This is a genomic window from Pseudomonas sp. 8AS (assembly GCF_902506505.1).
Lineage (GTDB): Bacteria > Pseudomonadota > Gammaproteobacteria > Pseudomonadales > Pseudomonadaceae > Aquipseudomonas.
Genome location: NZ_LR733406.1, coordinates 2,147,315 through 2,159,702, shown reverse-complemented (window position 1 = coordinate 2,159,702; position 12,388 = coordinate 2,147,315). Strand labels below are relative to the sequence as shown.

Annotated in this window: 10 protein-coding genes; 2 read left to right on the top strand and 8 right to left on the bottom strand. The window is 67.1% G+C overall.

Features of this window, described 5'->3' with window-relative positions:
* Positions 1–140: 140 nt before the first annotated feature.
* Positions 141–2,768 carry a LuxR C-terminal-related transcriptional regulator gene (locus GV001_RS10105; RefSeq protein ID WP_160079492.1) on the bottom strand — a complete coding sequence of 876 codons (2,628 nt, stop codon included), beginning with the start codon at positions 2,766–2,768 and terminating at the stop codon, positions 141–143.
* 281 nt (positions 2,769–3,049) lie between these two features.
* Between GV001_RS10105 and GV001_RS10100 the strand changes: the two genes are divergently transcribed.
* The gene (locus tag GV001_RS10100) at positions 3,050–3,772 is read left to right on the top strand and encodes a type II secretion system protein N (RefSeq protein ID WP_306108814.1); all 723 of its coding nucleotides are present in this window, start codon (positions 3,050–3,052) and stop codon (positions 3,770–3,772) included.
* A complete protein-coding gene (gspD, locus tag GV001_RS10095) occupies positions 3,769–5,718 on the top strand; it encodes a type II secretion system secretin GspD (RefSeq protein WP_160079490.1) in 1,950 nt (649 codons plus the stop codon). Before GV001_RS10100 ends, gspD begins: the two co-directional genes overlap by 4 nt.
* Positions 5,719–5,763: 45 nt before the next feature.
* Here the strand turns inward: gspD and GV001_RS10090 are convergent, their stop codons facing one another.
* From GV001_RS10090 to accD, 7 genes are all read right to left on the bottom strand, one after another.
* Positions 5,764–6,009 (bottom strand): GlsB/YeaQ/YmgE family stress response membrane protein, encoded by a 246-nt coding sequence (locus GV001_RS10090; protein ID WP_160079489.1) that lies wholly within the window; start codon positions 6,007–6,009, stop codon positions 5,764–5,766.
* 92 nt (positions 6,010–6,101) lie between these two features.
* The gene (locus GV001_RS10085; RefSeq protein WP_160079488.1) at positions 6,102–7,313 is read right to left on the bottom strand and encodes an O-succinylhomoserine sulfhydrylase; all 1,212 of its coding nucleotides are present in this window, start codon (positions 7,311–7,313) and stop codon (positions 6,102–6,104) included.
* Between the two features lie 10 nt (positions 7,314–7,323).
* The gene (gene purF, locus GV001_RS10080; protein WP_160079487.1) at positions 7,324–8,829 is read right to left on the bottom strand and encodes an amidophosphoribosyltransferase; all 1,506 of its coding nucleotides are present in this window, start codon (positions 8,827–8,829) and stop codon (positions 7,324–7,326) included.
* A 35-nt stretch (positions 8,830–8,864) separates the two neighbouring features.
* A complete protein-coding gene (locus tag GV001_RS10075; RefSeq protein WP_160079486.1) occupies positions 8,865–9,428 on the bottom strand; it encodes a CvpA family protein in 564 nt (187 codons plus the stop codon).
* Between the two features lie 107 nt (positions 9,429–9,535).
* On the bottom strand, positions 9,536–10,120 hold the full coding sequence (locus GV001_RS10070) for an SPOR domain-containing protein (RefSeq protein ID WP_160079485.1): 585 nt from the start codon (positions 10,118–10,120) through the stop codon (positions 9,536–9,538).
* On the bottom strand, positions 10,104–11,405 hold the full coding sequence (gene folC / locus GV001_RS10065) for a bifunctional tetrahydrofolate synthase/dihydrofolate synthase (RefSeq protein WP_160079484.1): 1,302 nt from the start codon (positions 11,403–11,405) through the stop codon (positions 10,104–10,106). Before folC ends, GV001_RS10070 begins: the two co-directional genes overlap by 17 nt.
* A complete protein-coding gene (accD, locus tag GV001_RS10060; RefSeq protein ID WP_160079483.1) occupies positions 11,402–12,292 on the bottom strand; it encodes an acetyl-CoA carboxylase, carboxyltransferase subunit beta in 891 nt (296 codons plus the stop codon). The genes folC and accD overlap by 4 nt, the downstream gene beginning before the upstream one ends.
* Positions 12,293–12,388: the final 96 nt, after the last annotated feature.

Sequence of the window (12,388 nt, the reverse complement as noted above, 5' to 3'; positions counted from 1 at the left end):
AATATCTCCCGATTGTTCTTGTACTAGTTACGGATGGGGGCCGGATTTTCCGGCAGCCGGGAGAGTAGGGATTTGCGCCGCCCCCTCCCCCCCTCCCGGGGAGGGGAAAGTGGCGATTCGACTGCCGCTGGTCGCGGCGATCAGCTGCGCGGATGCTGGCTGAGAATGGCCTCGGTGCGGTTAGCGAGGTTGAGCTTCGAGTAGATGTTCTTCAGGTGCCACTTGGTGGTGGACAGGGCGATGCCCATGCGCGCGCTGATCTGCGTGTTGGACAGGCCGCTGCGCAGGCAGTCGAAGATTTCCACCTCCTTGCCGGTCAGCAGGCTGGCCAGGTCCGGCGCCGGCGCCAGCGCACTGCTTTCCGCCTGGAGGAACTCGGCGTAAGTCTCGCGGTACTTCTCCGGCACCGCCAGCAGGCCCGACTGCAGCAGGCCGAGCACCGCCTCGGCGAAGCCGGGCGCCTCGTCGAACACCGAACGGTTGATGTTGACGATGCCGTAGCGCTCCACCAGCTGCAGCAGTGCGCGCAGCTGCTCGTCCTTGCCCAGTTGCGGCGCACTGAGCACCAGCAGGTTGGCCTCGACCACCAGCGCGCGGGCCTTCATCTCGCTGTGACGCAGCGACTCGGCGAGCACCTTGAGCAGGCGGCAGGCGCGCGGCTGGGCGCCGCGCTGCACCAGCCAGTACACGGCGGCCAGGCCATAGCGCTCCCAGCATTCGTCGTAGGGCCGCGCCCGCTCCCACTCCCCCGCCGCCAGCCGTGCCTCGATGCCCAGGCGCTGGGCCAGGGCGTCCAGCGCCGCCGGGCGGCCGGCAAGGAAGGCCTGGCGCATGCTTTCCTGCGCCACCTGGCTGGCGAAACGCGCGTAGTTGCCCAGCTGCAGGATGCGCGACAGCTGCTCCAGCAGGCGCCCGGCGCGGCCGTCGGACTGGCGCCGATAGAGCAGGCGCGACAGGGTGATGTGCACGGTGGCGATGGTCTCGGTGGCCGAAGACGAGGTCACCACCGCCATCAGGTCCTCGCACAGCTGCTGGGCCGCGGCCAGCTGGTTCTGTTCGTAGAGCGCCACCACCATGGCCGTGGCCCGGTTGACCCAGGCCGGCGACGAGCGCTCGGTGCGCTGGTAGTCGTGGTAGACGTCCTTGCGCGCGCTGGTGGCGCGGCAGGCGTTGCGGTTGCACAGGGCGAGGATCAGGTCGGCGTAGCTCTCCAGAAAGCTCTGCCCGGTCTGCCCCAGCAGTGCCTTGGCCTGCAGCGCCATGTGGCTGGCCTGCTGCAACCGGGCATTGAGCAGGTGGTGGTAGGAGAGGATGGTCAGCGCCAGCGCGCGCACCTCCGGCGGCACGCCCGGCGCCAGCAGCTCGGACCAGCGCTCGCCGGGGGTGAAGCCGAGATCGAACTGGAACAGTTCCAGATTCAGCGCCAGCAGCTGGCGGGTCGGCGCATCCACCGCCGGCTCGCGGTGGGCGCGGGCGACCAGTTCGTCCAGGCAGTAGCGCGCCTGGTGGAAGCGCCGCGACAGGGTCAAGGCGTAGACCATCGGCACCAGCAGGCGCGGGCTGGCGAACAGTTCGGCCTCGCGCAGCGGTTCCAGCCACTTGAGCACCTCGGCGAAGTGCCCGGAGCGCACCCACTGCTCGCAGGCCTCTTCCAGCATGCGGCGAAACAGTCCCGGCTCGTCGCCGCGCTGGGCGTGCTGCAAGGCCTGGTCGAGATCGCCGCGCTGCTGCAGGCATTGCGCCGCACGCCGGTTGAGCGGGCCGATGCGCTGCGGCTGCTCGACCGCCAAGCGCTTGCCGAGAAAGTCGTGCAGCAGCGCGTGGTAGCGATACCAGCCGGGCTGATGCTCGACCGGCAGCATGAACAGCTCGCGCCCGGCGATATCCTCCAGCAGCAGCGCCGAGCCACTGCGCTGCAGCACGCGGTCGCAGAGCTCGCCATCGAAGCGCTCGAAGATCGCGCTGCACAGGAAGAAATCGCGCAGGTGCGGCGACAGGCGCTTGAGCACCACATGGCCGAAGTAGTCGACGATCTCCGGCTGGCTGCCGCTGAAGCGCTCCAGGGCGATGGTGCCGAAGCGCGCGTAGGCCAGCAGCGCCACCTTGACCCCGGCGACCCAGCCCTCGGTCATGGCCATCAGACTGTCGACATAGGCTTGGCTGAGGCTCGGCCCGCCCAGGTGGGCATTGAGCTGCTGGATCTGCGCGGCAGACAGGCGCAGGTCGTGCTGGTCGATGCACAGCAGCTTGTTCTCCAGTTTCAGCCGGCTCAGGGAAAAACCCGGGTGATTGCGGCTGGCGAGAATCACCCGCACGCCGTCTGGCAGGCGCTCGAGCATGGCCGAGAGCGCGTCGAGAATGGTCGGCTGATCGATGTGCTGGAAATCGTCGAGAACGATGTACAGGCCGCCGGCGATGCGTTCCAGGGCATCGGCCAGGTACTCGCCCACCACCTCGGGGGCCTGGTGCATCTCGGCGGCGAAGGGGTTGAACCAGGAAATGTCGAAGTCTTCGACCTGGCCGCGGATGATCTCGGCCAGGCGGCGAAAGAAGCGCACCGGTTCGTTGTCACGCGCCTGCAACGGGTAATGGACCACAGTGCGGCGGGGCTCGCCGGCCCGCCAGTGAGCCAGCAGGGTGGACTTGCCCGAGCCGGCGGGGGCCAGCAGCAGGGTCAGGGGAAACTGTTCGCAGTGGCGGAGCAGCTCCAGCAATGGCTCCCGGGCAAAACCGGGAGCCATGGTGGAGGACGGCGGGCGGTCTTCCATGGCAAGGATCCGTCAGGCTTGTTTTTATTGTTGAACGGAAAGCGCTTGGCGGCCGATGATAGCGACCAGATGCCGGTAAAGTCTGAAACAGATCACGCTTTTAGCAGCAAAGTCGCCGGTCCTGGCGCGGCACGGGCACGCCTGCCGCACCCGCCAGACGCCCGCAGTGCAGGAGCCAGCGGGCTTGCCGGCCGCCCGGCGCGAGAGTGGCGGCGATTGTCGCCCCGCTTGGCGATAGCGCACTGTGTGGAGACTTGCGGTATGGTTGGCGCGGCCCGCGCATGACGGGCCGCGTCGGCGCACGCTGGATGCAGCGCCAGGCGACCAACAATAAGAAAGTCATTGGGGGGAGTGAAGCATTGAGCGCAACGGGCACCCGCGTTCCTGGCTGGCTGCGTCGCCATGGTGTGACGGGCCTGTGCATACTCGTGGTCATCGCCATGAGCCAGAGCCTCTCGTGGCAGGCCCTGGACCTTGCGCGCCTGCTGCGCGCCACGCCGCCAGCCCCAGCCGCCGCGCCTGTCGCCCCCCAGGCCCAGCTCGCCCTCGACGCCCTGCAAGGCCTGTTCGGCACGCCCCTGCAGGCGCGCGGCGACCAGCCCGCACCGCCGACCAGCCTGCAGCTGACCCTGCTGGGCAGCTTCGTCAACCCGGACAGCCAGCGCTCCACGGCGATCATCCAGGTCGCCGGCGGCAACCCCCAGCGCCTGACCGTCGGCGACCCGCTCAATGCCGGCGTGCGCCTGCAGGCCGTGCACCAGGACCACGTGGTACTCAGCCGCAACGGCCGCGAGGAAAGCCTGCATTTCCCCCGCCCGCGCACGCCAACCGCCACGCCGCGCAGCGCGCAGCCGCCGATCAGTGAACTCCAGCATGAGCAACTGCAGGACGAGGATGTCCAGCTTCTGCAGCAGCGCATAGCCACTCTCCGCCAACAAATGGAAGACGAGGGTGCCCCCGCGGCCCCCACCGAAGCGACCGAAGTGACCGAAGCCAAGCCATGACCCACTCGAAACGCGTGCCGCCCAAACACCTGCCCCTCGCCCTGCTGCTGGCCATCGGCTGCCTGGGCGCCCCTCTGCCGCCGGCCCAGGCGGCCATCGCCACGGGCGCGAGCAGCCAGCAAGGGGAAACCTGGACCATCAACATGAAGGATGCGGATATCCGCGACTTCATCGAGCAGGTGTCCAGCATCAGCGGGCAGACCTTCGTCATCGACCCGCGCGTGAAGGGCCAGGTCACGGTGATGTCGCAAGCGCCGCTGGGCCTGAGCGAGGTCTATCAGCTGTTTCTCTCGGTGATGAGCACCCACGGTTTCTCGGTCATCGCCGAGGACGACCAGGCGCGCATCGTGCCCAACGCCGAGGCCAGGGCCGACGGCTCCGCCGCAGGCACGGCCAATACCCTGGAAACCCGCGTGCTGCAGGTGCAACAAAATTCCGTGACCGAGCTGATCCCGCTGATTCGCCCGCTGGTGCCGCAATACGGCCACCTGGCCGCCGTGGCCTCGGCCAACGCGCTGATCATCAGCGACCGCCCGGCCAATATCGCCCGCATCGAGCAACTGGTGCGCCAGCTGGACCAGGCCAACCAGCAGGACTACACGGTCTACGACATGCGCCACGCCTGGGTGATGGACGCCGCCGAGGTGCTCAACAACACCCTCAACCGCGGCCAGGCCAAGGGCACCGCCAGCGCCACCCAGGTGGTCGCCGACAGCCGCACCAACCGCCTGCTCCTGCTCGGCCCGGCCGAAGCCCGGGCGAAGATGCTGGCCCTGGCCAAATCCATCGACACGCCTTCCTCGCGCTCGTCCAACACCCGGGTGATCCGCCTGCGCCACAACGATGCCAAGACCCTGGCGGAAACCCTCGGCGAAATCAGCGAAACCCTGAAATCCGCCGAAGGCAGCACTGAAGGCGGCAGCGGCAAGCCCAAGCAGATGCTGATCCGCGCCGACGAAAGCCTCAACGCCCTGGTGATCCTGGCCGATCCGGAAACGGTGAGCATGCTCGAGGACATCGTCCGCCAGCTCGACGTGCCGCGCGCCCAGGTACTGGTCGAGGCCGCCATCGTCGAGATTTCCGGCGACATCCGCGACGCCCTGGGCGTGCAGTGGGCCGCCAGGGGCAGCGACGGCATCGGCGGGGTCAACTTCAACAATACCGGCCTGTCGATCGGCACCTTTCTCGGCGCCCTGCAGGACCAGAAGATCCCGACGCCGCTGCCCAACGGTGCCATCATCGGCATTGGCAACAGCGACTTCGGCGCGCTGATCACCGCCCTGTCGTCCAACAGCAAGAGCAACCTGCTGTCCACGCCGACCCTGCTGACCCTGGACAACCAGAAGGCGGAAATCCTGGTGGGGCAGAACGTGCCGTTCCAGACCGGCTCCTACACCACCTCTACCGACGGCGCGAGCAACCCCTTCACCACCATCGAGCGCCAGGACATCGGCGTGACGCTCAAGGTCACTCCGCACATCAACGAAGGCGCCACCCTGCGCCTGGAGATCGAGCAGGAGATCTCCTCGCTGGTGCCCTCCCCGGCCAACGTCACGGTGTCCGACGTGATCACCAACAAGCGCTCGATCAAGAGCACCATCCTGGCCAATGACGGTCAGGTCATCGTGCTTGGCGGCCTGATCCAGGACGACGTCACCCGCACCGACTCGAAAGTGCCGATCCTCGGCGACATCCCCCTGCTCGGGCGGCTGTTCCGCTCCACCGAAGACACCCACGTCAAGCGTAACCTGATGGTGTTCCTGCGCCCGGCGGTGGTCCGCGACGCCAACGGCCTGGCCAACCTGAGCAGCAAGAAGTACAGCGATATCCGCGTGCTCAGCCAGCCCATCGGCGACGAGCCGGGCCTGCTGCCCAGCGATCCGCAGCGCCTGTTCGACCCCAGGGACGACGCCAAGCCGACCCTCGACCTGCGTCCGCAGCCGTAATCCGGCGCCTGGCTCGCGCGGCCCGCTCCCGCAACCGGGGCGGGCTCAGGCCTTCTTGATCAGGCCGACGAGCACCAGCAGCACCAGCGCGCCGATCACCGCGGTGAGCAGCGAACCGATCAGCCCGCCACCGGCCGAGACGCCGAGATAGCTGAACAGGTGGCCGCCGATCACCGCGCCGACAATGCCAACCACCAGGTTGCCGAGCAGGCCGAAACCGCCGCCACGCAGCAGCTTGCCGGCGATCCAGCCGGCAACGGCACCGATAATCAGGAAAAGAATGAGGCTCATGGGCGCACCTGGCTGAGGGGTTGTTCAACCCAGCCTAGACCACTACGCGCCCGCAACCTGCCCGGCGGTTTGCCCGCCGGGCAGCCACGACCTCAGAGCGCGGCCAAGCCGCGGGCCAGATCGGCCTTGAGATCAATGATGTCTTCCAGGCCCACGGCAACCCGGATCAGGTTGTCGCGGATACCGGCATTGGCCCGCTCCTGCGGCGACAGGCGGCCGTGGGAGGTGGTGGCCGGGTGGGCGATGGTGGTCTTGGTGTCACCCAGGTTGGTGGTGATCGAAATGACCTTCGTCGCGTCGATGAAACGCCAGGCCGCTTCCTTGCCACCCTTGACCTCGAAACTGACCACCGCGCCGAAGCCGCTCTGCTGGCGCTTGGCCAACTCGTGCTGCGGGTGGCTGGGCAGGCCGGCATAGTAGACATGCTCGATGCCCGGCTGCTGCTCCAGCCACTGGGCCAGCTCCAGGGCACTGGCGCAATGGGCCTGCATACGCACGCGCAGGGTTTCCAGGCCCTTGAGGAACATCCAGGCATTGAACGGGCTGAGGGTCGGCCCGGCGGTGCGCAGGAAGCCGACGATCGCCTCCATCTGCGCGCGGCGTCCGGCGACCACGCCGCCCAGGCCACGACCCTGGCCGTCGATGTACTTGGTTGCCGAGTGCATGATGATGTCCGCGCCGAGCTTCAGCGGCTGCTGCAGCGCCGGAGTGCAGAAGCAGTTGTCCACCACCAGCAACGCGTCGCGAGCATGGGCGATCTCCGCCAAGGCGGCGATATCCACCAGTTCGGCCAGCGGATTGGACGGCGACTCGACGAACAGCAGCTTGGTATTGGGCTTGAACGCCGCTTCCCAGGCCGCCAGGTCGGCCAGCGGCGGGTAGTCGACCTGCACGCCGAAGCGCTTCAGGTAGCGCTCGAACAGGCTGATGGTCGAACCGAACACGCTGCGCGACACCAGCACGTGGTCGCCGGCGCTGCACAGGCTCATGACGATGGCCAGGATCGCCGCCATGCCGGAGGCGGTGGCCACCGCCTGCTCGGCGCCTTCCAGGGCGGCGATGCGCTCCTCGAAGGCGCGCACGGTGGGGTTGGTGTAGCGCGAATAGACGTTGCCCGGCACTTCGCCGGCAAACCGCGCGGCGGCATCGGCAGCGCTGCGGAACACGTAGCTGGAGGTGAGGAACATGGCCTCGCCATGCTCACCCTCCGGGCCACGATGCTGCCCGGCGCGCACGGCCAGGGTATCGAAGCCCACGCCCTCGAGATCGCTGTCCAGCCGCCCTGCTTCCCAATCCTGGCTCATCGGCTCGCCCTCAGTCGTTGTGCAGATCGATGATCGCGCTGACCGCCTCGGCGCTGGCCTTGCTGGCGTCGTTGCGCGCCTGCTCGATCTTGTTCAGGTAGGCCTCGTTGACATCGCCGGTGACGTACTGGCCGTCGAACACCGCGCAGTCGAAATGCTCGATCTTGACCTTGCCGCCACCGACCGCGTCGATCAGGTCCGGCAGGTCCTGGTAGATCAGCCAGTCGGCACCAATCAGCTCGGCCACCTGCTCGGTGCTGCGGCCGTGGGCGATCAGCTCGTGCGGGCTGGGCATGTCGATGCCGTAGACGTTCGGGTAACGCACGGCCGGCGCCGCCGAGCAGAAGTACACGTTCTTCGCCCCGGCCTCGCGGGCCATCTGGATGATCTGCTTGCAGGTGGTGCCGCGCACGATGGAGTCGTCCACCAGCATCACGTTCTTGCCGCGGAACTCCAGGTCGATGGCGTTGAGCTTCTGCCGTACCGACTTCTTGCGCGCAGCCTGGCCGGGCATGATGAAGGTGCGGCCGATGTAGCGGTTCTTGACGAAGCCTTCGCGGAATTTCACGCCCAGGTGGTTGGCCAGTTCCAGCGCCGAGGTGCGGCTGGTGTCCGGAATCGGGATGACCACGTCGATGTCGTGATCCGGGCGCTCGCGCTGGATCTTCTCGGCCAGCTTCTCGCCCATGCGCAGCCGCGCCTTGTACACCGACACGCCGTCCATCAGCGAGTCCGGGCGGGCCAGGTAGACGTGTTCGAAGATGCACGGCGACAGCTGCGGGTTTTCCGCGCACTGGCGGGTGTGCAGGTGGCCGTCTTCGGTGATGTACACCGCCTCGCCCGGGGCCAGGTCGCGGATAAGGGTGAAGCCGAGCACGTCGAGGGCGACGCTCTCGGAGGCGATCATGTATTCCACGCCGTTGTCGGTGTGGCGATGGCCGAAGACGATCGGGCGAATCGCATGGGGGTCGCGGAAGCCGACGATGCCGTAGCCGGTGATCATCGCCACCACCGCATAGCCACCCTTGCAACGGGCATGCACGCCGGCCACGGCGGCGAACACGTCTTCCTCGGTCGGCTGCAACTTGCCGCGCACGGCCAGCTCGTGGGCGAACACGTTGAGCAGCACTTCCGAGTCGGAGTTGGTGTTGACGTGACGCAGGTCCGATTCGTAGATCTCGCGCGACAGCTGCTCGACGTTGGTCAGGTTGCCGTTGTGCGCCAGGGTGATGCCGTAGGGCGAGTTGACGTAGAACGGCTGCGCCTCGGCGGAACTGGAACTGCCCGCGGTCGGGTAGCGCACGTGGCCGATGCCGATCTGGCCGACCAGGCGCTGCATGTGGCGCTGCTGAAACACGTCCCGCACCAGGCCGTTGTCCTTGCGCAGAAACAACCGGCCGCCATGGCTGGTCACGATACCGGCAGCGTCCTGGCCGCGATGCTGGAGGACGGTCAGCGCGTCATACAGCGACTGGTTGACGTTGGACTTACCGACAATACCGACAATGCCACACATGTGACGCAACCCCTACGTTGTGGATCAGGCTAAATCTACAGGCTCTCGGGCAGCTTGGGCTGCACCAGTACCTCTTTGAACGGCAGATCGGCCGGCGCGCTGATGCCGCTCGCCAACCACTGACTGGACAGACTGAGAATCAGGTTCTTCGACCAGTCCGCCACCATCAGAAAATGCGGCATCAGACTCGACTGCTGCCACCATTTGTCCTGTTGCACCGGCGCCAGGCTGACCAGCCCGACCAGCACCACCACCAGCAGGGCCCCACGCGCCGCGCCGAAGACCATGCCGAGAAAACGGTCGGTGCCCGACAGTCCGGTGACCCGGATCAGCTCACCGATAAGGAAATTGACCAGCGCACCGACCAGGAGGGTGGCGATGAACAGCATGGCGCAGGCGGCGATGACCCGCATCGACGGGGTTTCGATGAGTTCCGTGAGGTGCTGCGACAGGGCGCCGCCGAACATCCAGGCGACCACACCGGCGATGATCCAGGTCAGCAGCGACAGGGCTTCCTTGAAGAAGCCGCGCTTGAGGCTGATCAAACTGGAAATGGCGATGACGGCGATGATCGCCCAATCGACCCAAGTGAATGCCACGATGCTGCCTACAGACGGGAAAGGCGGCGGATTTTAACAGAGCCAAGCCCCATCGGGTAAGTCGGCTTTGCGCAGCCGCGGCCCGGCCTCGCGCAGGGCCGGCGCAATCAGTTGGTTTCCGGCTGGAAACGCACGACGAAGCCGTTGAGCTTCTGCTGGCGATTGAGCTGGTCGCGCAGGCGATCGGCTTCGGCGCGCTCGACCAGCGGCCCGACAAACACCCGGTTCATCCCCTCGAACGTACGCACGTAGGCGTTGTAGCCCTGGCTGCGCAGCTTCTTCTGCAGTTCTTCGGCGCCGCTGCGGCTGGACAGGCTGGCCAGCTGCACCGACCAGCTGACCGGCAGGCTGCTGGCATCCAGGCGTGCCGGCTCTGCCGGTGCCACGGGCTGGCTCGGCTCGACCGGCGCCACGGCAGCCGGCGCGGCCTCTGTCGGTGCTTCGGCGACCTCGGGTACATCCAGCGGCTCGACCGGCGGCACCTGTTCCTCGGCAATCGGCTGCGGCACCTCGACCGGGTCCAGCGCCACCTCGGGGATCGCCGGGGCCTGCGGCAGCGCGGGCGCATCCACCACCACCTGGCGCAGCTCGTCCTCACGGGAAAACAGCATCGGCAGGAAGATAACCGCCAGCGCCACCAGCACCAGTGCCCCGACGATTCGCTGCTTCAGCCCTTTATCCAGCACAGCCATTACCCGCCTCCGCCTGTTGCCCCAGCCACTCCAGGGCCTCGGCCACACAATAGAAAGATCCGAACACGAGAATCTCATCTTCGGCCGTCGCCTGTCGGCACTGTGCCAACAATGCCTCGGCAACGCTGTCGCAGGCAAGCGCGCTGGCACCCAGATTGGCCAAGGCCGCCTGCAGCTCACCGGTCGGCCGGCTACGCGGGCTCGGCAGCGGCGCCACCGCCCAGCCCTGCACTTCGCCCAGCAGGGGCTTCAGCACCCCGACCAGATCCTTGTCCTGCAACAGGCCGAACACCGCCAGGCGCCGCCCCTGCGGCGGCCGTGCCGCCAGGCGGGTAGCCAGGTAATCGGCCGCATGCGGGTTATGCCCGACATCCAGCAGCAGCTGCAGGGTCTTGCCCTGCCAGTGCAGCTGGCGACGATCCAGGCGGCCTGTGACGCGGGTATTCAGCAAGGCGGCGCGAATATCCTCAGCCTGCCAGGACAGATCCAGCTGGGCATAGGCCTGCAGGGCCAGGGCCGCATTTTCCATGGGCAGATCGAGCAGCGGCAGGTCGTGCAGCTCCAGCACGGCGCCGGCCGCATTCAGCCCCCACCAGTGCCAGCCCTGCTCGCCGATGGCGAGGTCATAGTCGCGCCCGCGCAGGAAGAACGGGCAATCGAGCGCAGCCACCCGCTCCAGCAGCGGTCGCGGCGGATCGAGGTCGCCGCACAGCGCAGGCTTGCCCTGGCGCAGGATCCCAGCCTTTTCGAAAGCCACCGACTCGCGGCTGTCGCCCAGCCAGTCGGCGTGATCGATGCCGATGCTGGTGATCAGCGCCAGGTCGGCGTCGATCAGATTGACCGCATCCAGCCGTCCGCCCAGGCCGACTTCCAGCACCAGCGCATCCAGGCCGGCACGCTCGAACAACCAGAACGCCGCCAGGGTGCCCATTTCGAAGTAGGTCAGGGAAATCTCGCCACGCGCGGCCTCGACCGCAGCGAAGGCCGCGCACAGGGCGGCATCGTCGGCCTGCTGACCGGCGACCTGTACCCGCTCGTTGTAGCGCAACAGGTGCGGGGAGCTGTAAACCCCGACGCGCAGGCCCTGCTGCTGAAGCAGCGAGGCCAGGAAAGCACAGGTGGAACCCTTGCCATTGGTGCCGGTGACCGTGATCACCCGCGGCGCAAGCCGCCCCAGGCCGAGTCGCTCGAGCACCTGCTGGCAGCGCTCCAGGCCCATGTCGATGGCGCTGGGGTGCAGCTGCTCGAGGTAGGCGAGCCAGTCGGCGAGGGTACGCTCACTCATGCCGTGGCCGGAACCTGGGCCAGGGTGGGAGCCGGCAGGTGCTGCAGTTGCGCCAGCAGGCGGGCCAGACGCGGGCGCAGCTCCTGACGATGAATGATCATGTCGATGGCGCCGTGTTCGAGGAGGAACTCGCTGCGCTGGAAGCCTTCCGGCAGCTTCTCGCGCACGGTCTGCTCGATCACCCGCGGACCGGCGAAGCCGATCAGCGCGCGCGGCTCGGCGACTATCACGTCACCGAGCATGGCCAGGCTGGCGGAAACCCCGCCGTAGACCGGGTCGGTCAGCACGGAGATGAAGGGAATGCCCTCCTCGCGCAGGCGCGCCAGCACGGCGGAGGTCTTGGCCATCTGCATCAGCGAGATCAACGCCTCCTGCATGCGCGCACCGCCGGAAGCGGCGAAGCACACCAGCGGGCAGCGTTTTTCCAGGGCGACGTTGGCGGCACGCACGAAGCGCTCGCCGACGATGGCGCCCATGGAGCCGCCCATGAAGCTGAACTCGAAGGCGCAGGTGACGATCGGCATGCCGAGCAGGGTACCGCTCATGGACACCAGCGCATCCTTCTCGCCGGTATCCTTCTGCGCGGCGCTCAGGCGATCCTTGTACTTCTTGCTGTCACGAAACTTCAGGCGATCGACCGGCTCCAGCTCGGCACCGATCTCCTCGCGCCCTTCCGGGTCGAGGAAAATGTCCAGGCGGCTGCGCGCATCGATACGCATGTGATGGTTGCACTTGGGGCAGACATCTTCGGTCTTTTCCAGCTCGGGGCGATACAGCACGGCGTCGCAGGACGGACACTTGTGCCACAGGCCTTCCGGCACCGAGCTCTTCTTGACCTCGGAACGCATGATCGAAGGGATCAGTTTTTCTCTCAACCAGTTGCTCATGCTCACTCTCCGTAGCTGACCCGGGACGACTCTACAATCCCGGCAAACTCATACTCGCGGCCCGCCAAACCCAGCCGAAGCGGACCCTGCGGGACA